We start from the raw sequence: 20539 nt of genomic DNA on the forward strand, positions 1-20539 counted from the left end.
GCGTGAGCCCGTTCAGCCGTTGTCGCGGGAGCGGACGATGGCGAGGACATCCGCCCCGTACGTCTGCAACTTCTTGGCTCCGATGCCGGGGATGGCGACCAAGGCGCGATCATCGGCCGGGCGCTGTTCGGCAATGGCGGTCAGCGTGGTGTCGCTGAAGACCACGAAGTGCGGGACCTTGAGCTCGTCGGCCTTCAGCTTGCGCCAGTCGTGCAGCGCCGAGAGCAGCGCGGGATCGATATCGGCGGGGCAGCGTGAACAGCGGCCGAGCATGGTGGCCTGGGTATTGAGCAGCGGCTTGCCGCAGACCCGGCAGGTGGGGTGCACACGCTTGGGGCCGCGGCGATCGGTGGTGTGCTTGGCAATTCGCGAGGCGGGTGATTCCTCGGGTACCAGGCCGACCAGGAAACGGGAGCGGCGGCGAACCTTGCGCCCGCCCTCGGAACGGGCGAGGGCCCAGGACAAGTGCAGATGCTCGCGGGCGCGGGTGACGCCGACGTAGAGCAGGCGGCGTTCCTCCTCCAGAGCGGCCTCGTCGGAAACCGTTCCGTCCGGGCCGAGTACGTGCTGGATGGGCAGGGTGCCGTCGGCCAGGCCGACCAGGAACACCGCATCCCACTCCAGACCCTTGGCCGCGTGCAGCGAGGCGAGGGTGACGCCCTGCACGGTCGGTGGGTGCCGGGCCTCGGCGCGGGCGGACAGCTCGCGGAGCAGGCCGGTGAGATCGAGTTCGGCGTCGTGGCCGGTGAGTTCCTCGGTGAGGGCGACCAGCGCCACCAGCGAGGACCAGCGCTCGCGGGCTTGGACGCCGACGGGCTCCTCATTGGTCAGGCCCAGGCGTGCCAGCACCGCGCGCACCAGGGTGACCAGGTCCGCGCCGCGGGCATCGGGCAGGTCGTCGCGGGCCGCGGCCTTGCGTAGCTCCTGCACGGCCTGGCGCACGTCGGCGCGCGCGAAGAAGCCCTCGCCGCCGCGCACCTGGTAGGGGATGTCGATCTCGGTGAGGGCCTGCTCGTACGCCTCGGACTGGGCGTTGATGCGGTAGAGAATCGCGATTTCGGATGCGGGAGTGCCGTTTCCGAGGAGCTTCTTCACGATGCGAGCGACGGCGGCGGCCTCGGCGGGCTCGTCGTCGTATTCGGCGAAGTCCGGTTCGGGGCCGTCGGCGCGCTGGCCGATGAGTTGCAGGCGGGTGCCCGCGATGCGGCCGCGCGCCGCGCCGATCACCCGATTCGCCAGGGAGACGACCTGCGGGGTCGAGCGGTAGTCGCGTTCCAGGCGCACCACGGTGGCGTCCGGGAAGCGGCGGGAGAAGTCGAGCAGGAAAGTCGGGCTGGCTCCGGTGAAGGAGTAGATGGTCTGGTTGGCGTCGCCGACCACGGTCAGATCGTCGCGATCGCCGAGCCAGGCGTCGAGCACGCGCTGTTGTAGCGGAGTGACGTCCTGATATTCGTCGACGACGAAGGAGCGATAGCGGCCGCGGAACTCGTCCGCGACGGACTGATAGTCCTCGAGCGCGGCGGCGGTGTGCAGCAGTAGATCGTCGAAGTCCAGGAGCAGGCCGTCAGACGTGGTCTTGAGCGATTCATACGCGGAGTACACCGCCGCGACCTTCGACGCCTCGAACGGCGCATCCCGTTGCAGGCGGGCCACGGTCGTCGCGTAATCCTCCGGCGCGATGAGCGTGCCCTTCGCCCATTCGATTTCGCTGGTCAGATCGCGCAGCGTATCGGTATCGGTGGGCAGCCCCGCACGCCCCGCGGCCTGCGCCACAATCGGGAACTTGCGATCGATCAACCGCCACGGCACATCCCCGACCACCTGCGGCCAGAAGTATTTGAGCTGCCGCAATGCCGCGGCATGGAAGGTACGGGCCTGCACCTGCCCGGCCTCACCCCCCAGCCCCAGCGCCCGCAGCCGATTCCGCATCTCCCCCGCGGCCCGCGCCGTGAACGTCACCGCCAACACTTGATCAGCCCGAACATGCCCAGCCGACACCAAATGCGCGATCCGATGCGTAATCGTCCGCGTCTTACCCGTCCCCGCCCCCGCCAGCACACACACCGGCCCGCGCGGAGCCCGCACGGCCGCCGTCTGCTCAGCATCGAGCCCGTCGAGCCGAAGCCCAGCCTTGGTCGTCGCGGCAGTCACGCGCACCATCATGACAGTGCCCCCCGACACCCCACCCCACCCACGGCGCGCCGCCCCGCCGAATCGCCGCCACGCGGCCTGCGAGCGGGAGGTGCGTGGGCGGGATAGCGTGCCCCGGTGGTGAATGAGACGTCTGCCGAGGGCAATGCCACCCATGAGCGGCATGCGAGTTGGATGGAGTTGTTCTTCGACCTCGTGGCGGTCGCGGGAATCGGGCAGTTGACGCATCTGTTGCATCGAGGCCCGTCGCTGGGGGATTTTGGGCTGTATGTGGTGCTGTACCTGGCCTTTTGGATGGTTTGGGCGAGCATCACGATGTACGGGAATATCGCGCGGGATCACACGAAGCTGCCGTTCATGCTGGCGGCCATGCTCGGGCTGGGGGTGATGGCGGCGGCGGTCGCGGGGATTCCGGAACGGCATGCGACGGCGTTCGCGGCCATTTTCGTGATCGTGCGGATCGGGTCGGATCAGATCTTCGGGCGCGGGCGGATCGTGGTCGACTGGCCGACCGTGCAGCTCGGCGCCGGAACGCTGCCGTGGGTCGTGTCACTGTGGGTGGGTGAGCCGGGGAAGTATTGGCTGTGGGCGGCCGGTATGGCGATCGATCTGTGGGTGATGTTCGCGGTCAGCGGCGAACTGTTCCTCGAGAACGCGCAGAAGCGACTCGACAACCGGCTGGAGCAGTTGAGCCGCAAGATCACTATCGATCCCGATCGGGTGCCGAAATACAAGGCCCTGCGCGCCGATCCGGCGCACCTCGGGGAACGGCTCGGCCTGTACGTGATCATCGTGCTCGGCGAGGGCATCATCGCGGTCATCAATGCCGTGGGCGGCGTCGCCTGGGATGCGAAGGTACTGGGGCTCGGGTTCGCGGCCTTCGTGATTCTCGCCGGGCTGTGGGCGCTGACCCTCATGTACGGATTCGTGCCGCGCCTCATGGGCGAGACCGATTTGCCCAGAAGCCTTCCCTGGCAGCACATCATGCTCGGCCACTGCGGCCTCACCGGCGCGATCGCCACCCTCGCCGCAGGCCTGGGCCTGGCCATCGACCACGCCGAAGGCCACCTGACCACCGGCATCGGCTGGGCGCTCTGCGGTGGTGCCGCAGCCTATTTCCTGATCACCGCCCTCGCCGGCGCACGCAGCGGCGCAGGCTGGCGCTGGACACTGATCTGGCCCCTCCCCTGCGCACTCATAGCCGTAATCCTCGGCGCGGCCAGCCCCCACCTCGGCGCACTCCCAATCGTGTGCGGCCTGACCGCCCTGGTCCTCTGGCCGCTGCTATGGGAGACCTGGTCAGCAGGCAAGTGGCGCACCAACTCCCGCCCCGCCCGCCCCCACCGCACTCCCCACCGCGAATCCTGAAGCGCAACAAGATCAAGGAGCGATGGCGGCGCGGAATCCGGACATTTTCCGCCACCACTGCTCCCTCACCGAATGCCGTGGCGGCGCGGCTCGCGAAGAGTCCTCGGGCTCTCGGAGCTGTGCGGCGGCAGGTGCCCTCCGCCTTCGAAACCCCGAATCCTGAAGGCTCACAAGGTCAGGGAGCACTCATGGCGTCGAATCAGCGTGTCACCCGCAACCACTGCTCCCTCACCGAATGCCGAGGCGGCGCGATTCGCGAAGAGTCCTCCGTGCCTCGGAGCTGTGCGGCAGTAGATGTCCTCCACCGTCGAATACGGGCGCACTTGCGGCGGTTCGTCAGGCGCGGTCGCGGAGGCGGCGGAGGGCTGTGGTGAATTGGGGGGTTTGGGTGGATAGGGGGGCGAAGAAGGCTTTGTCGCAGGATTCGACTGCTACTACTGCGCGGTTGGCTAGGGCTGCACCGGCTTTGGTGGGGATCAGGGATTTGGCGCGGCGGTCGGTGGGGTGGCCTCGGCGTTCCAGGAGGCCTTTTTGTTCGAGGGTGCGTAGGACCTGGGAGGTCATCATGGGGTCGGTGGCGGCTTGGGTGGCTAGGTCGCGTTGCATGACGGGGGCGCCGCCCGATTTGCCGGTGAGGTAGGTCAGGGAGGCTAGGAGGACGAATTGGACGTGGGTGAGGTCGAAGGGGGCTAGGGCGGCGCGGATGGCCGCCTGCCAGCGGTTGGTCACCTGCCAGAGCAAGAGGCCGGGGCTTTCGTCGGCGTGCTCGTAGCCGGTCGCCAATCCCGAGGCGGCGTCGGAGGGTTCGGATCCGGTTGCCAATCCCGGGGCGGTGTCGGAATGTTCGGATCCGGTTGCCAATCCCGCGGCGGTGTCGGAATGTTCGGATCCGGTCGCCAATCCCGCGGCGGTGTCGGAATGTTCGGATCCGGCGCTTTGCTCGGGTGTGGCGCTTTCCTCGGCGGCATGGTGGGCGGTCACCGGCCGACCATAGCTCGGGAGATGATGGCGTAATCGTGGGCGGTCAGTTCGATCAGGCCGCGGCGTAGGACGATGCCCCAGTTGGGGGTGCTGGTGAGGTCGAGGTCGGCGCGGAGGTCGTCGATGGGGGTTTGGCGGGCGGCGGGGTCGTAGGTGACGGCGCGTCGCCAAGGGCGGAAGCAGCCGCCTTGGTCTTCGGCTTGCCAGGCGGGGCGGTCGTCGATGGTGGCGAGGGCGGTGAAAGCCTTGATTGGGTCGCCTTCTCGCATGCCGGTTCTGGGCGAGTAGTAGACGAGGCCGTCGCCCGCTCGCATGCGTTCCATTGCGGCGCGTTTGCCGTGATTGGCCTGGGCGATACCGAGTTCCATGCCGCGGTGTACGTGGTCGCGGGAGACGACGGCCAGCCAGTATTTGCCGCTCATGCCCGCACCGCCTCGGCGGCGGCGACCAGCGCGGTCAGGTCGGGCTGGGCGGACTTGGCCAAATCGGCTCCCATGATCTTGGTCCAGAACCAGCGCAGCGGGCCGTCAATGCCGACCTGCACGGAGACCGTGGTGCGGTCACCGGTGGCGACCTGGTGGGCGAAGGTCAGGCGGGCGCCGATGAGCTTGGACACGTCCACGAATTCGGTGTCGGTGAGCTTCTCCACGACGAACCCGACCTTCGGGCCGCCCTTCGGCTTGAGGGTGCCGGTCGCGCCCTGAACGAACGGGCCGTCGAGCTTCACCCATTCGGTGTCCTGGTTCCATTCGGGCCAGGTGGCCATATCGGCCCATTTGCCGAAAAAGGCCTCGGGAGCTGCGGTGGAAGTGGCGGTTGCGGTGGCGATGATGTTCATAGATTTAGTATGCGCGCATACTATGTACCCGTCAACCCCGGGAACACGATCAGCAGAGAGGGCGTTGCACGATCCGTGACTGCAACCGACCTGACCATGTACTCGACCACCTGGTGCGGCTACTGCCGCCGGCTCCGGACCCAGCTCGACGAGGCCGGGATCACCTACGAGGTGATCGATATCGAAGACCATCCCGAGGCCGCCGAGTTCGTCGGCAGTGTCAACAATGGCAATCACGTGGTGCCGACGCTGAAGTATCGCGATGGCTCCACCGCCACCAATCCGAGCCTCGCGCAGGTGAAGCAGGCGCTCGCCGCCCTCGGCTGAGCCAGTCTCGAATAAAGAAAGCCGCGCACCGGTAGCTACCGAGTGCGCGGCTTATTGCTGTCCGGATCAGCCTTCGGCAGCCCAGGATTCGACAATGGTGCGGGCGATCGAGATGGAGCCCGGCAGCAGCAGGCGGGCATCGGGGTCACTCCCCCACGACCCGGCCGCCAGCGCCGCGCGCACCTCGGCACGGGTGAACCAGTAGGCCTCGGCGATCTCGCCGTCATGGAAGGTCACCGTCCGCTCCGGATCCGCGACCGCCGAGAAACCCAGCATGAGCGAACGCGGGAACGGCCAGGGCTGACTGCCCAGGTAGCGGATATCGGTGACATCGAGACCGACCTCTTCCTTCAGCTCGCGTTCGACGCAGCGCTCCAGGGATTCGCCCGCCTCCACGAATCCGGCCAGCAGCGAGAACAGGCCCTTCGGCCAGGTGTGCTGACGGGCGAGCAGGACGCGGTCTCCGCCATCGTGGACGAGGCAGATGATGGCGGGATCGATGCGCGGGAATTCCTCATGGCCAGCCTCGCTGGTGCGGGACCAGCCGCCATTCGTGGCCACGGTCGGGGTGCCGTCACCGGAGCTGAAGTGGGCCTTGTCGTGCCAGTTCAGCAGGGCGATGGCGGTGGAGAGCACGCCGGTGCCGAAATCGTCGAGTTCGAGGGTGGTGCCGAAGGCGCGCAGGTCGGCCAGGTTGCCTTCGATGTCGTTGTCGCGCACCGCCCACAGGTGGGTGTCGCCGTCGACGCCCAGGAACACGGCTTCGGCTGCGCGTTCGGAGGCGAGGCTGATCGCCTCCTCCAGCACCACCGTATTGCCGTCGACGCGCACCTGACCGCGCTTGTTCATGCGCAGCAACTTGGCTTGCGCCCAGCCCTCTTTCAGGGCCTGCTCATCCGCGCGGAGGTGTTCCGCTCGATGGAGCGTGGAACGGGACAGCACCGGGACCGCATTCAGCTGAAACTCAGACACAGATCGAGACTAGCCGGACGGCCCGCCGCGCCTCGGCGGCAACGCGGGGTCAGGGCTGCACGTGGCGGAGATAGAGGAGTTTGTCGGAGGATTCGAGGGCATCCACTTCGGGTTCCCCAACGCGAATGAGGGTGCCGCCGCGCACCACGCCCAGGACGATGTCGCGCAGGTGGCGAGGGGAGCCGCCGACTTCCTCCTGCTCCACCTCGCGTTCGGCGATGGCGAAACCGGCTTCCGGAGTGAGCAGGTCTTCGATCATGTCGACCACGCTGGGGGTGGTGGTGGCGATGCCGAGCAGGCGGCCCGCGGTCTCGGAGGAAACGACCACCGAATCCGCGCCGGACTGGCGTAGGAGATGGGTGTTCTCGGCCTCGCGGACGGCGGCGGAAATCCGTGCCTTGGGGTTGATCTCACGCGCGGTCAGGGTGACGAGCACGGCGGTGTCATCGCGATTGGGGGCGATCACGATGGCCGAGGCGCGCTGAACTCCGGCCAGCCGCAGCACATCCGAGCGCGTGGCCGAGCCCTGCACCGTGACCAAGCCCGCATTGGCGGCGGTCTCCAGCACCTGCGGGTCGGTGTCGACCACGACTATGTCGCTGGGCTGGACGCCGTCGCCGAGCATGGCGTCGACCGCGGTGCGGCCCTTGGTGCCATAGCCGACGACCACGGTGTGATTACGCACGCTGTGCCTCCATCGCTGAATCTTGAAAGCCTGCCGGGACCGTTCGGTCAGCACCGACAGGGTGGTGCCGACCAACACGATGAGGAAGAGGATCCGCAGCGGCGTGACGACGAGAATATTGACCAGCCGCGCCTCCGATGTCACCGGAGTGATGTCGCCGTAGCCGGTGGTGGAGAGCGACACCGTCGCGTAGTAGGCCGCGTCCAGTAGCGACATCTCCTCGCGGGCATTGTCGTGATAGCCGTTGCGGCCGAAGTACACCACCCCGGTGGCAACGGCCAGCAACAGCACCGCCAACAGCAGTCGCCGGGCCAGCGCGGTCCAAGGACTGGATTGCGCGGTCGGCACACGCAGAACCCCGACCAGTGCGAAGTCCGGCCGGTCGGTCAGCTTGGCCAACCCTCGTGATGAATCACCGAACATGCGAATCACCGGACATTTCAGTGAAGTCAAACGCTGCTAGCTGCGGCACAGGGTCGGAGCGTACCGCCCGAACCACCCAAATGCCTTGTCGCCCGCCCGCGCGCCGACCAAGCGGCTGAACCGAGTCCCCTCGGCACTTCCGTCGAAGCGCTCAGCGAATCGAGTCCGGCGGGAGCGACTCCCGGTCCGGCGGCGGCTCGAAATCCGGCGGCGGGAAGTCGTCATACGGCGCAGCGGCATTCGCGGTCGGCCTGGATGCTGCGCCGGAGGACAGTGGTGCTGCGGGGGACGACTCGGGGTTCAAAGGCGGTACTCCGCCGATGCCCTCAGCGAATCGGGTCCGGTGGGAGCGATTCGGGGTCCGGGGGCGGCTCGAAGTCCGGCGGAGGTGCGGGGGCGACGGGTTCGCGGGTCGGGTCGGCATTGTTGACGGGTTGCGGCGCAGCGGGATTGGGGTAGCGCAGGGACTCGACGTCGGTCGGCTCTGGTGGGCCCTGGTCGTCGGGGTCGGGCGGGTAGTCGTCGGCGGGTGGCGGGGGGACCGGGGGTGTGCGGGTAGGGGCGGCGGTGTGGATGAGGTGTTCCAGTTCGGCGGGGCCGGGGAGGTGGTCGGGGGAGATGGTGCGGGCGGTGCGGACGTAGTGGAAGGCGGCGGTGGTACGGGACAGGAGGTCAGATTCGGGGAGGCCTGTGCGGGTGGCTTCGAGGCGGGCCCAGGCGAGGCGGTAGACGGCCAACTGGATGGAGACCGAATCCTCCTCGGCGGCAGAGGGTTCTGCGCCGGTCTTCCAGTCGACGACGACGTAGGTGTCGTCGGGGTTGCGGAAGACGGCGTCCATGCGGCCTCGGATTACGGTGCCTGCCAGGGTGGTTTCGAAGGAGACTTCCACCTCGATGGGGTTGCGGTCGGCCCATTGCGAGGCGAGGAAGGATTCTTGGAGGCGCATGAGGTCGGCGTCTTTGTCGGTGCTGTCCTCCGCGCCGGGGAGTTCTTCGAAGCCGAGCAGGCGGGTGCCTGCGAACCAGCGTTGCAGCCAGGCGTGGAAGGCCGTGCCTCGGCGGGTGAATGGGCTCGGCGGGTATGGGAGTGGGCGGCGCAGGCGGGCAGCTAGTTTCGCGGGATCGGCGCGCAGGTCGACCAGGGCGGTGGCGGCCAGCTGGCCGGGGAGCTCGACCTCGCGGACGGACTGTTCGGCGGCGAGGTGCTCGGCGATCAGGGCGTCCACGTCGGTGGCCCAGCCCTCGGGGTCCTCGTCGGGGTCGGGGTCCGATTCCTCTTCGGTGCCACCGAATTCGGGGCCGAAGTCGAATTCGGCCTGGCGGGGGCGGGATTCGGCGTGCAGGTCGACGAGTGCGGATTTGACCAGAGTCGCACCCTCCTCGACGAATTCGCGGCGGGAACCGAGCGGGTCGCGGGGCCAATAGGCGGTTTGCGGGTTGTCGGTGAAGGGGTTGGCGGTATCAGGCTCGGGCGGATCGTCCCAGCGGTCGATGCGGACGCCACGGGACAGGGCGGAGCCCGGCACCTCGGCTGCCTGCTTGAGCTCGAGCAGGAAGTCGGAGGGGCCCTTGGGTTTCGAGCCGGTCTCCGCCCACCAGTGCGCCGAGACGAACAGGGCGCGCTCGGTGCGGGTCAGGGCCACGTAGAACAGGCGGCGGTCCTCGTCGAGGCGGCGGCGGGCCAGGGCCTTCTTGTGCTCGTCGAGGGCGCGTTCGAGGTCGGCGCGGTCGTAGATGTCCTCGAGGTCGAGGACGGGGACGCCGTCGGTGGCATCGTCCTGTTCGCGGTCGCCGCGCAGGTGGGTGGGGAGTTCGGCGAGAGCGCCCATCCACGTGGTGGTTCCGGTGCCGGAGGGGAAGGTGCCCTCCACCACGTGCGGGACCGCGACCACCTCCCATTCCAGGCCCTTGGCGGCGTGCACGGTGAGGATCTGGACGCGGTCGTGCGCCACCTCCACCTCGCCTTGTTCCAGGCCATTCTCGACTTCCTCTGCGGCGGAAAGGAAGTCGAGCAGACCGGACAGCGAGGAGCGGTGATCGGCGGCGTAACCGGCCACCACATCGGAGAAGGCGTCCAGGTGTTCGCGCCCCGCGGCGGCCACCGCGCGCCGCGCCTGCGTCTCCACGCCGACGCCGATGGTGCGCTCCACATCGGCGACCAATTCCGGCAGCGGCTGCCCCGCACGTTCCCGGAGTGCCGACAATTCCTGGCCCAATGCCTCGATACGCGCGAAGCCCGGCACCGAATACTGGTCCGCCTCACCGGGATCCGCGATGGCATCACCCAATCCCGCCCGCTCCGACGGTTCCGGTGCGACCTCTCGCAAGGCCTCGTCCAGCGTGCCGGTATCGGTGATCTCCGCGTTCTGTCCGCCGGGCCGCCGGATCGACAACTCCCGCGCCCGCCGCGACAGCGCCGCGATATCGGCCACCCCGATGCGCCAGCGCGCACCCGTCAGAATGCGCATGGCCGCGCTACCCGCCGACGGATCCGCGATCAACCGCAGCGTGGCAACGATATCCGCGACTTCCGGGGTATGCAGCAGCCCACCCAGCCCGACGATCTCCACGGGTAACCCGTGCTCCCGCAATGCCTCCGCCAGCGGCGCGGCATCCGCATTACGCCGCACCAGCACCGCCGACGTGGGCGGGGCCTCTCCCGCGTCGGCCGCCGCCTCCCACTCCGCCGCGATCCGTTCCGCCAGCCAATCCCGTTCCTCAGCAACGGTTTCCGCCAATGCCAAGGCCACCACTCCAGCGGTGGCATCCGGCCGGGGACGCAGTGCATCCACGGTCACACCGCCACCCTGGGCGGCCTTGATCCGCAACGGATCCGCGACCAGATTCGCCAGATCCAGCGCCTCCGGCGGGTTCCGCCAACTGGTCAGCAACGGCAGAACCGGCGCGGGAACCCCTGGAGCCCAAGGGAAGTCGGTAGCGAACCGCGGCAGGTTGGCTGCCGAAGCTCCACGCCAGCCGTAGATCGACTGCATAGGATCACCCACAGCGGTAACCGCCAGCCGCTGCCTCGGCCGCCCCTCGGAGTCGCGCACGTCCTGCGACCGATCGGGTGACTGCGCGCCCTCGCCATCAGAGCCGGGACCATCGACTTCCGGCCGTCCCGAACCTCCGGCGGAGGTCGGCGCAGCGGCCGACGCCCGATCCGATGACTGCTCACCCTCACGATCAGAGCCGCGACCAGCAACCTCCGGCCGCGGCGAACCTCCGGCGGAGGTCGGCGGTGTGGCTGCGCCGAAGAGGGAGGAGAGGAGGATTCGTTGGGAGTGGCCGGTGTCTTGGTATTCGTCGAGGAGGACTAGGCGGAAGCGGTCTCGTTCTGCGGTGCCTACCTCGGGGTGGAGGGCGGTCAGGCGGGCGGAGAGGGACATTTGGGCGCCGAAATCCAGGGCGCCTCGGCGGCGGAGCTCTTGGGCCAGGCGGTCTACCAAGGGGAGTAGGGCGGTTCGCTCGTGCTGGACTTTGATGAGGTCTAGGAGGGCTTTTTTGGGGCCGCCTTTTTGTTTGGGGCCTGCGGGGAGGGTGTCTACGAGGCGTTCGAGTTCGATGTGGGCCGTGGCCAATTGGGCGGGGTCTACGAGGTGTTCGGCGAGTTGGCCCGAGATGGCCAGGACTGCTTCGGTGACTCCTACGGGGCTGCGGTCGGTGTCGAGGTCGCCGTCCCAGGTGGAGACGACTCGGTAGGCGAGCTGCCAGAGCTGGGTTTGGGTGAGGAGGGTGGCGGTGGGTTCCACCGGGAGCAGGAGGCCGTATTCGGTGAGGAGGCGGCCCGCGTAGGAGTGGTAGGTGCTGATTTCGGGTTCGGAGCCAGTGAGGAGGGCGCGGAGACGGCCGGTGGGGTCGATATCGCGCAGCAGGGGGGCACCGGCGAGGCGCGCCAGGCGGGTGCGGATGCGAGTGGTGAGCTGCTGGGCGGCTTTTCGGGTGAAGGTCAGGCCCAGCACTTGTTCTGGTTCGACCAGGCCATTGGCGACCATCCAGACCACGCGGGCGGCCATGGTCTCGGTTTTGCCCGCGCCCGCGCCCGCCACGACCAGGGTGGGGCCGGGCGGGGCGGAGATGACGGCGGCCTGTTCGTCGGTGGGTGGCGGCAGGCCGAGCGCGTCTGCGAGTTGACGCGGCGTAAGCCCACCCGTCGCCCGACCACCGCCCCCCACCGAATCGCTACGCGATGCTGCATTCACTCGTCGGTCACCTGCCGCCCGGTGTCCTGCACGGGGCAGCTACCGGCGACCTTGCAGTGACGGCAGCCGTCATTGCGCATGGCCAGGTAGCTGGGGCCCTTGGAGGAGTCGGCGGCATCGTGGATGACCGTGCGCCAGAGGTCGATTCCCTCGGCGTCGAGGGGCGGCTGGGTGCGCTGGGTCGCGCCCTCCTTGGCATTGGGCTTGGCGACGTACACCAGGCGTGCGCCTCCGGGTTCGCCCTCGCCGAGCGCGCCCGCGGCGGCGGCCACCTGGTAGGTGGCGAGCTGGGCGTGCTCCTCGGCGGCCTGTTTGGAGATGGGCGTCTTGCCGGTCTTCACATCGACAATGACGAAGCGGCCCAGCGGATCTCGCTCCACCCGGTCCACCCGACCGCTGATTCGCACCGAATGCTCGCCCGGATTGCGCGGCGGCAGTACGCAATCCACCGGGACCTCGACGCCGATGGCGGTGAGTTCGTCGCGAGTATTGCGCAGCCAGGCCAGGAAGGTGTCGACCATGGTTTCGGTGCGGCGCAGCTCGGCGCGGGAATGCCAGTTCTCGCCGTCACGGGCGCTGGGGTCGACCTTCTTCCATGCCTTGACCAGCGCCAGCTTGACCTGCGATTCGGTGACCTGACCCGCCAGGGCCTGCACCAGGGTGTGTACGAGATTGCCCTTGAGGGCGTGCGGGTTCTCGCCGTCGCCGCCGCCGTGGCGTTCCAGGGCCCAGCGCAGGGGGCAGGTCTTGAGCTGCTCCACGGTGGAGGGGGACAGCGAGATGGAGCCGTCCTCGCTCACCCACAGCGGGTCGGTGGTGGACAGTTCGGCGGTGCCGTACCAGTCGTCGGGGTGCGCGCCGCGAACTCCCGCCTTGGCCAGCCGCGCCAGCTGCCGGGCCGCCCGCGCACGTCGCTCCGGCGTGGTCTCGGGATCGCATGCGGTGGCACGCAATTCGGCAATGAGCGCATGCATGGCCAGCGCCCGCCCCGGATCCACGGGCGGCGGAATCCGCCCGGGCTGACCATCCTCACCGTCTGCGTCGAGCTCGGCCAGGAACCGCGAAGGCACCAAATCCTGGTCACCCGTGACGGATTCGACCGCAGTCACCAGCAGTGACCGCCGCGCCCGACTACACGCCACCAGCAAAAGCCGCCGCTCCTCCGCGAGCAATGGCGCGGCCCGGCTCACCCGCTCCCCCGTACCTCCCACGCCCGCAAGCAGATCCACCAACTCCTCAACCCCCAGCAATGTCCCGCGAGGCCGCAGATCAGGCCAAATCCCCTCCTGCACAGCCGCCACCGCAACGGTGTCCCACTCCCGCCCGGCCGCCGCATGCGCACTGCAAATAGTCACCGCCTCCCCCGGATCGGTGACCGGCGCATTGTCCTGCGGAATCTCCTGCTGCTCCAGATATTCCACAAACCCTTCGGCCGTAGCCCGAGGCAGCCGATCCACATAAGCAGCCGCCGCCTCGAACAGCCCCACCACCGCGTCAAGATCCCGATCGGCCTGCATCCCGACCGCTCCCCCACGCTCGGACTGCCCCACCCACCTCCGTTCGAGGTTCGACCCGGTCCACACCGCCCACATCACATCCTCGAGCCCGCCGCCCTCCCGCCGCGACTTCCGAGCCCGCCCGATCGCCTTCAACACTCGCCGCAGTGGCGCGGCCTCCACCGGGGTAAGCCGCTCCAGAATCGCCCAATTCCCCGCCCCCACCAGCAGATCCCGCAAAATCTCCGCCGACGACCGATCCAAATCCGCGAATCGATCGAACCCCTCCCCATCCTCACCGATTTCCCCCCGCCACTCCCCGGACCGCCCCACCACACGAGCCGCCGCAGCACTGCCCCCGGCAGCCGCAACAGCTGCAGCCACACCTGCGTCGATCACGGACGCGGCACCGCTACCCGTAACAGCTTCCGAATTCTGCCCGGGGACAGTGGATTCACCCTGGGCGGTGGGTTCGTCGCCGTCTTCGTCGCTCGGGACGCGTTCGGGGTAGCCGAGTTCCAGGACGGTGCGGCGGATGCCGCGGCGGAGGCGGCGGAGGCTGATCTGGTCGGCACCGCCGAGGGGACCGGCGAGGAGGTCGAGGGCGTCGTCGGCGGTGAAGGGGATCGGGCGGGGGTTGCGGACTGCGGTGGGGTCTCCGGCGGTGACCGCGCGCAGGGCGAGCAGCATCCATGCGGCACCTCGGCGGCGAGCCAGGGGCACATCGGCGGGGGGCTGGCGGACTGGGACACCGGCGGCGAGCAGGGCGCGGCGGAGAGGGGCAAGGGAGAGGGGGACCGAGCGGACGATGACGGCCATGCGGGACCACGGGACGCCGTGAGTGAGGTGGGCTCGGCGCAGGTGGTCTGCGATGAGCGCGGCTTCCTTGGCCGGGGTGGTGAGAACCTGAACGCGCACTTCACCTTCCGACTGGGCGCGATCGGGGAACAGGTCGGCGGCGGTCAGGCCGTCGCGGTCGTCCTGTTCGTCCGGGGCAGGTTCGAATTCCCGCAGGAACTCCGCCGGGTCGCCGGGGTGGGGCGCGATCTCACGGAGGAAATCTGTTGTGGGGGTGGTGGTTTGGAGGTCGTTGGGCGGGGTGCGATGGGGGGCGAGCCCGGGGAGGCGAGAAGTGATGCGGGCGGCCACTTCCTGGATGGGGAGGGGGCTTCGGTGGTTGTGGCGGAGGATGATTCGGCGGGCGGGTGGGGTGTCGGGGTCGAGGGCAAAGCGGGAGTCTGCGCCTCGGAAGGTGAAGATGGATTGGTCTGGGTCGGCGGCGAGGATTGTGGTGGCGGGGCCGCCGCCTATCGCGCGGATCAGTTGAGCGGCGTGAGGGTCGAGGTGTTGGGCGTCGTCTATGAGGAGGGTTTGGAGGCGGTTGCGTTCTGTGGCAAGGAGATCGGCGTCGAGGGTGAAGGCGTCGAGGGCTGCGCCTACGAGTTCGGCGGCGTCGAGGGCGGGGGCGCTGGCTTCGGGGACGTCCATGCCTACGGACCAGCGGAGCATCATGATTTGTTCGTAGCGTTCGGCGAAGCGGCCTGCGGCTACCCATTCGGGGTGGCGGTGGGCGAGGCCGAGGTCGATGAGGTCCTCGGGGCCGAGGCCGCGTTCGGTGGCGCGGAGCATGAGGTCGCGGAGTTGTTCGGCGAAGCCTGCGGTGGGGAGGGCGGGGTGCAGGCGTTCGGGCCAGTCGGGGGCGCCGTCGGCGATTTCGCCCCGCAGCATTTCGCGGACCACGATGTCTTGTTCGGAGCCGGTGAGCAGGCGGGGCGGCGGGTTGCCGTGGGTGGCGGAGAAACCACGCAGCAGGCCGAAGGCGTAGGAGTGGATGGTGCGGACCAACGGCCCCCGGGTCGCCCCGGGCACGCCACCGAGTGCCGGATCGGCCTCGGCAATGCGGAGGGTGATGGCATTGCGGACGGCGGTGGCGGCGCGCTTGGAGTAGGTGAGCACAAGCACCGATTCGGGATCTGCCCCGGCCAGGATGCGGGTGGCGGCCAGCTCGACGAGCAGAGCGGTCTTTCCGGTTCCGGGCCCGCCGAGCACCTGCCACGGCTGCCATCCGGGGTCTGCGCCGAGGTCGTCGAAGAGCGGCCGGATCGCGGCGTCCCACTCCCGGGCGGGAGTTTCGGCGTCGAGCCGGCGCACCAATTGCACCGAGCTATCCGATCGCATCACGTCGGCTATTTCAACAGATCGCTCTGACAGATTACGTTTGCCACTGGTTGGCCGTGCTGCCGATCACAGCTCAGAGGCTGTTCATGTCGCCCGTACGCAGCAGAATGGGCGGGGTGTCGGATCTTCATATTCATCGCTTCGGTCCGTCGACCGGTCAGGTCGTGCTGGCTCTCCATGGGCTGACGGGTCACGGCAAGCGCTGGCAGGCGCTGGCCGAACAGCATCTGCCCGGTGTCCGGATTATTGCGCCGGATCTGCGGGGTCACGGGAGGTCGACCGGCGTGCCGCCGTGGGATTTCGAAACGATCGTGACCGACCTGGTGGAGCTGCTGCGCGCCGAAACCAGCGAACCGGTGGTACTGCTCGGGCATTCGTTCGGCGCGGGCGCGGGCGTGCATCTGGCGGCGCGGCATCCGGAGCTGGTGCGCGGGCTCATCCTGCTCGATCCGGCGATCGGGCTGGATCCGGAATTCATGTTGCAGATCGCGGCCGCCATGCTGGAGAACCCGGATTACGCGAGCGTCGAGCAGGCACGCTTCGACAAGGTGGAAACCGCGTGGGCCGAGGTGGATCCGCGGGTGCTGGAGGACGAACTGGCCGAGCATCTGGTCCCCACCCCCGATGGCCGGATGGCCTGGCGGCTGACCTTCGCGGCCATGATCGCCTATTGGGGTCAGCTGGCCCGGGATTTCGTGCTGCCCCCGCGCGAGCTGCCCACGATTCTGGTGCAGGCGATGAAGGTGGATCCGCCCTTCGTGACTCCGGCGTTCCGGGCCGCGCTCTCCGCGCATCTGGGCGATCATCTGACAGTGCACGAATTCGACTGCGATCACATGGTCGCGCAGGCCCGCCCCGAGCAGACCGCCGCCCTCGTCCGCACCATGCTCTGAAAGAGTTCAGCCATGCCCACCTCCGATGCCGATATCGAGCGGGTCCGGGAATTGGTGGCCGCCATTCCGCCCGGCCGGGTCGCCACCTACGGCGATATCGCGGCCGCCGCGGGTTTGTCTACACCCCGGACCGTCGGCTGGATCATGCGCACCGATGCCGCCGATCTGCCGTGGCATCGGGTGCTGCGCGCAAACGGTACGCCCGCACCACATTTGGCGCATAGGCAACTCGACGAGCTACGCGCGGAGGGCTGCCCGATGGTGGACGGCCGCGTGGACCTGCGCCGGGCCCGATTCGTCTTCTGATTGCCGCGCGCCCGGCCGGATCGACTTGAGTGATGCCGCGGCAACACGCGGATTCGGTTAGTCGAAACCTGATACGGGGTACCCCTGAGCGCGGTTACCGTTGAAGTCATGTCCACCCGTCTGGCATGCGTGGTGTTCGATGCGATCGAGCCTCGAGTCGTGGCTCGATTCTGGTCTGAACTCCTGGGCTGGGAGGTGACGGTGGATCGGCCCGATGGGGTCGATGTCGCCGCACCCGATCCGGACGGCTTGGATGTGGCGCTCACGTTCCTGCCCGCACGCCAGTCGAAGTCGGCGAAGAATCGCATTCATCTGGACCTGTCCAGTCGTTCCCTGGATCACCAGCAGATGCAGGTGGATCGGGCGCTGGCGCTGGGTGCGCGGGTCCTGGACATCGGCCAGGGGGCGGTGCCGTGGGCGGTGCTGGCCGATCCCGAGGGCAATGAGTTCTGTGTGCTGGAGCCGCGCGAGCATTATGTGGATACCGGCGCGGTGGCGGCCATTGTCATGGATACCCAGGATCCATTGCGGCTGGCCGAGTTCTGGTCGACGGCGTCGGGGTGGCCGGTCACCCATGACAGTGCCCGATATGCCGGAATTCGTTCGGCGACCGGACAGGGACCGTGGCTGGAGTTCCTGCGCACGCCCGAGGCGCTGTGCGAGCGCAGCCGGTTGCATCTGGATCTGATCGCGTTCCCCACCGACGATCCGGCCGAGGAGGCGGCGCGGCTGCGCGCCGCGGGCGCCTTCCCTGTCAAGGCCGGTACTCCCCCGCCCAATGATCCGGTGGTGGTGCTCGCCGACCCGGAAACCAATGAATTCTGCCTACTACAAGCGGATTCCGACTGACACTGGCGCTTCCCCGCGCAGCATCAGCAGAACCGGGAGGGCTATCGCGAGCCCCCAGTGCGAGCCCGTCAGGCCGCGCCGCGTTCGTGGCGGCGGCGTTCCCGCGGCGACAGCCCGCCCCAGATGCCGAAACGCTGATCGTGCGAGAGGGCGTAGTCCAGGCATTCCTTGCGCACCTCGCAGGAGGAGCAGATGCGCTTGGCCTCGCGGGTGGAGCCGCCCTTGTCGGGGAAGAACGCCTCCGGATCGGTCTGGGTGCACAGTGCGCGCAGATGCCATGCCTCGGACTCCGAACCCTCCGGGCGCGTGAGGGATTCGAACATCGCGTCGAAATTCGTGAATAGCAGTTTCACTTCGTACACCCTTTCAAACGTTTCGGTACTTGTGCTCGTTGAAATCGTCAATAGCGCTGGAGCTATGCGTGTCCCATCGCGCAGTCGCCGACGGAGGCCAGCCGGGACTGTTCGCCGGTGAGGAAGATGCGGCGGGCGTGCACCGCGGCCGGGGTGGACGACCAGGGCGCGAGCGCCGTGGTGAACATGAGTTCGCACCAGCTCAGCGCGGGCACATCGCCGCCGGCGAGGGTATTGAGCAGTGAGAGTTCGGTATCGGATTGATTCCAGGCGGCGAAGAGCCAACCGGCGTCGAGCCGTCCGAGAAATTCCTCGGCATCCTCCGGCGGTCCCAGCGGAGTATCGACGGCCAAATGCACGACGGCGGCGATGGCATGACGCATACGAGCATCGAGACCGACGCCATCGTGCAGCAGTAGTCCTTCGAGAGACTCGCGCAGTCCCGCACCGCGATCGATCCGGAAGTCATTGCGCCGGGCCGCGGTGGTGATGTCGAACATTTATTTCCTCCCTGTTTTGCGCGCTTTATCCCAAAGCGCTACGGCCTGATTAGAAATGCCGCGCGGTCTTTTTGTCCAGGGGTTAGTACATCTCCGGCAAACCCCTAGCAGTACCGACACTGGCCAGTGTGGGTACCCATCAGGAACCGCACAGAACAGTGTCCAGCACCCATCGGGCAAACCTTAGGAAGCGACCAATACCACCCTTTACGGTCTGACCATGCCTTATGTGAGATCCGGTTCCGCCACAGTCCATTTCGTCACCAGCGACATCCCCGGCCCGACATTGCTCCTCGCGCATGGGTTTCTCATGGACGAATCCATGTTCGAACCACTCCGCGAACCCCTGGCAGCAGCCGGGATAAATCTGGTCACCGTCGACGGCCGGTGCCACGGACGCACGCAGACACCGGACGGCGAACCATTCAGTTACTGGGACATGGCCGCCGACGCCTTCGCGGTGCTGGATGCGATCGGCGTGGAAAGGGCCGTGGTCGGCGGAATGAGCCAGGGCGGCTATACCGCGCTGCGAATGGCATTACTCGCGCCGGAGCGAGTGCAGGGTCTGGCGCTCATGGATACCGAGGCGAATGCCTGCACGCCCGCGGAACTCGCCTTCTATCGCACTTTCTTCGCGCGCTGGTGCGGTTCGGAGCCGATGGCCCCGCTGGTCGCCGAATTGGCCCCGCAGTTGATCGGCGGCACCGATCCGCGACTATGGCGGACCTGGACCAGCCGCTGGTACACCTCGGATCGCCTGGCCATCGAACCGGCGACCCGGTGCCTGATGGATCGGCGTTCGATGCTGGATCGACTACCCGAGATCACCGCCCCGGCGCTGATCGTGCGCGGCAGTCATGACGGCGCCAGCACCGCACAGAAGTCGGAGGCCATGGCCGCCGGATTGTCCGGCGCGGATGGGGTGGTGACCATTCCGGGTGCGGGACACGGCGCGGTCTGGACGCACCCGGAAGTTGTGGCACCGCTTTTGATCCGGCTAATGCAAAAGGCCGCCGTGCTCGTCTGATTCCGGGCATAGCGTAGGTAGCCCGAGGAAGATTTGAATCTGATTCGGGTAGCTCGCGCTGAAGACGCTGAACATCTGCACCGCAATGGCGCGGCAATGGTCGGATTCGGCGTCGCGCAGGTGCATGGTCGCGCGGGGGCGGCCATATGCCGCGACCCCCTCATCCCACATTTCCCGGAACAGATCGAAGCGGCCGAGTTCGGCGAGGAATTCCTGTGACCAGGCGGTATCGCCGGAGCCTGCGATCAATCCGCGCAACCAGTGCACGGTCAGGCGGACCTCTTCCTCCCACTCCAGGACGACTTGTTTGGCCCTCGGATTGCCGAGCAGCCAGCGCAGGATATTGACGTCGCGGACCAGGCCGGGAAAGGCGTCGGCGTAGCTTTTGTTGCAGGCCAGCACGTTCCAGCGGGTATCGACGTAGGCCGCGAGATTGGGCTCGTGCAGATCCAGTGCGCGGCGCATGTCCTCGGTGAGTTCGGCGCGGAGTTGCTCCACGGTCGGGAATTCGCTCACGCCCAGCCCGGCCAGATCGAGCAGGTGTCGGCGTTCGACCGCGGAGAGCGGGTCTATTCGATCCAGGTATCGCACCAATGCGTCGACGACCTCGCGGGTGGGGTGGCCGCGATCGCCCTTCTCCAAATGGCTGATGTAGCTGGCGCTGACGCCCGCATTGAACGCCAGACGTTCGCGTGATACGCCCCGGGCGTCGCGCAGCCGACGCAGCAGCAGGCCGAAAGTGGGCGGCTGCAGTTCCTCCGAGTCCCGGTCAGGCCGCACGGGCAGCACCATGGTGTTCCCTCTCCACAAACATTCAGCAAACCAACCTTCATCGCTCGGGGACCCGCCGATACCGAGCGACGGGACTCGTCGTGACACCAGGGGGAAACCGGTGAATCACCACGTACGCCACCAGTTCCAGTTTCGGATACTGCCATATGCGAGTGCATGTAAGTTCAAAACGTGATCGTTTCTCCCATGTGTTGCAAC

The 20539-nt window shown here is 67.9% G+C and carries 17 protein-coding genes; 6 read left to right on the forward strand and 11 right to left on the reverse strand.

Features of this window, described 5'->3' with window-relative positions; translation table 11 throughout:
• Positions 1 to 12: 12 nt before the first annotated feature.
• A complete protein-coding gene (locus AB0N05_RS17195) occupies positions 13 to 2151 on the reverse strand; it encodes an ATP-dependent DNA helicase UvrD2 (protein WP_364694283.1) in 2139 nt (712 codons plus the stop codon).
• 117 nt (positions 2152 to 2268) lie between these two features.
• On the opposite strand from AB0N05_RS17195, the gene AB0N05_RS17200 reads away from it, so the two are divergent.
• The gene (locus tag AB0N05_RS17200) at positions 2269 to 3519 is read left to right on the forward strand and encodes a low temperature requirement protein A (protein ID WP_364694286.1); all 1251 of its coding nucleotides are present in this window, start codon (positions 2269 to 2271) and stop codon (positions 3517 to 3519) included.
• A 336-nt stretch (positions 3520 to 3855) separates the two neighbouring features.
• Here AB0N05_RS17200 and AB0N05_RS17205 read toward each other — a convergent pair whose 3' ends face one another.
• Genes AB0N05_RS17205 through AB0N05_RS17215 form a run of 3 tightly spaced genes read right to left on the reverse strand, consistent with a single transcriptional unit; the run spans position 3856 to position 5338 of the window.
• Positions 3856 to 4500, reverse strand: coding sequence for a MarR family transcriptional regulator (locus tag AB0N05_RS17205; protein ID WP_364694289.1), 645 nt, complete (start codon positions 4498 to 4500; stop codon positions 3856 to 3858).
• A complete protein-coding gene (locus AB0N05_RS17210; RefSeq protein WP_364694292.1) occupies positions 4497 to 4922 on the reverse strand; it encodes an EVE domain-containing protein in 426 nt (141 codons plus the stop codon). Before AB0N05_RS17210 ends, AB0N05_RS17205 begins: the two co-directional genes overlap by 4 nt.
• A complete protein-coding gene (locus AB0N05_RS17215) occupies positions 4919 to 5338 on the reverse strand; it encodes a hypothetical protein (RefSeq protein WP_364694295.1) in 420 nt (139 codons plus the stop codon). Before AB0N05_RS17215 ends, AB0N05_RS17210 begins: the two co-directional genes overlap by 4 nt.
• A 75-nt stretch (positions 5339 to 5413) precedes the next feature.
• On the opposite strand from AB0N05_RS17215, the gene AB0N05_RS17220 reads away from it, so the two are divergent.
• Entirely contained in the window at positions 5414 to 5665 is a 252-nt protein-coding gene (locus AB0N05_RS17220) for a mycoredoxin (protein WP_364694298.1), read from the forward strand.
• A gap of 66 nt (positions 5666 to 5731) precedes the next feature.
• Here AB0N05_RS17220 and nudC read toward each other — a convergent pair whose 3' ends face one another.
• The 4 genes from nudC to AB0N05_RS17240 form a co-directional block, all read right to left on the reverse strand.
• Positions 5732 to 6637: an NAD(+) diphosphatase gene (gene nudC / locus AB0N05_RS17225; protein ID WP_364694301.1), complete on the reverse strand. Its 906-nt coding sequence runs from the start codon at positions 6635 to 6637 to the stop codon at positions 5732 to 5734.
• Between the two features lie 49 nt (positions 6638 to 6686).
• Positions 6687 to 7745, reverse strand: coding sequence for a potassium channel family protein (locus tag AB0N05_RS17230; protein ID WP_364694304.1), 1059 nt, complete (start codon positions 7743 to 7745; stop codon positions 6687 to 6689).
• Between the two features lie 326 nt (positions 7746 to 8071).
• Positions 8072 to 11947: a UvrD-helicase domain-containing protein gene (locus AB0N05_RS17235; RefSeq protein WP_364694307.1), complete on the reverse strand. Its 3876-nt coding sequence runs from the start codon at positions 11945 to 11947 to the stop codon at positions 8072 to 8074.
• Complete coding sequence (locus AB0N05_RS17240) at positions 11944 to 15621, reverse strand: ATP-dependent DNA helicase (protein WP_364694640.1); 3678 nt, start codon at positions 15619 to 15621, stop codon at positions 11944 to 11946. Before AB0N05_RS17240 ends, AB0N05_RS17235 begins: the two co-directional genes overlap by 4 nt.
• Positions 15622 to 15728: 107 nt before the next feature.
• On the opposite strand from AB0N05_RS17240, the gene AB0N05_RS17245 reads away from it, so the two are divergent.
• The 3 genes from AB0N05_RS17245 (at position 15729) to AB0N05_RS17255 (ending at position 17669) form a co-directional block, all read left to right on the forward strand.
• On the forward strand, positions 15729 to 16514 hold the full coding sequence (locus AB0N05_RS17245; RefSeq protein ID WP_364694643.1) for an alpha/beta hydrolase: 786 nt from the start codon (positions 15729 to 15731) through the stop codon (positions 16512 to 16514).
• Positions 16515 to 16526: 12 nt separating this feature from the next.
• Positions 16527 to 16820, forward strand: coding sequence for an MGMT family protein (locus AB0N05_RS17250; RefSeq protein ID WP_364694310.1), 294 nt, complete (start codon positions 16527 to 16529; stop codon positions 16818 to 16820).
• A 108-nt stretch (positions 16821 to 16928) separates the two neighbouring features.
• A complete protein-coding gene (locus AB0N05_RS17255; RefSeq protein WP_364694313.1) occupies positions 16929 to 17669 on the forward strand; it encodes a VOC family protein in 741 nt (246 codons plus the stop codon).
• 68 nt (positions 17670 to 17737) lie between these two features.
• Here AB0N05_RS17255 and AB0N05_RS17260 read toward each other — a convergent pair whose 3' ends face one another.
• Together AB0N05_RS17260 and AB0N05_RS17265 are read right to left on the reverse strand one after the other, a co-directional pair.
• A complete protein-coding gene (locus AB0N05_RS17260; protein ID WP_364694316.1) occupies positions 17738 to 18022 on the reverse strand; it encodes a WhiB family transcriptional regulator in 285 nt (94 codons plus the stop codon).
• A gap of 62 nt (positions 18023 to 18084) precedes the next feature.
• The gene (locus AB0N05_RS17265; protein WP_364694319.1) at positions 18085 to 18522 is read right to left on the reverse strand and encodes a hypothetical protein; all 438 of its coding nucleotides are present in this window, start codon (positions 18520 to 18522) and stop codon (positions 18085 to 18087) included.
• A 220-nt stretch (positions 18523 to 18742) separates the two neighbouring features.
• Here AB0N05_RS17265 and AB0N05_RS17270 point away from each other — a divergent pair, with 220 nt between their 5' ends.
• Complete coding sequence (locus AB0N05_RS17270) at positions 18743 to 19549, forward strand: alpha/beta hydrolase (RefSeq protein ID WP_364694321.1); 807 nt, start codon at positions 18743 to 18745, stop codon at positions 19547 to 19549.
• On the opposite strand, the gene AB0N05_RS17275 is transcribed toward AB0N05_RS17270, so the two are convergent.
• Positions 19520 to 20329: a helix-turn-helix transcriptional regulator gene (locus AB0N05_RS17275; protein WP_364694324.1), complete on the reverse strand. Its 810-nt coding sequence runs from the start codon at positions 20327 to 20329 to the stop codon at positions 19520 to 19522. The genes AB0N05_RS17270 and AB0N05_RS17275 overlap by 30 nt on opposite strands.
• Between the last annotated feature and the right edge of the window lie 210 nt (positions 20330 to 20539).

The sequence above is a fragment of the Nocardia sp. NPDC051030 genome (assembly GCF_040683015.1).
GTDB lineage: Bacteria > Actinomycetota > Actinomycetes > Mycobacteriales > Mycobacteriaceae > Nocardia.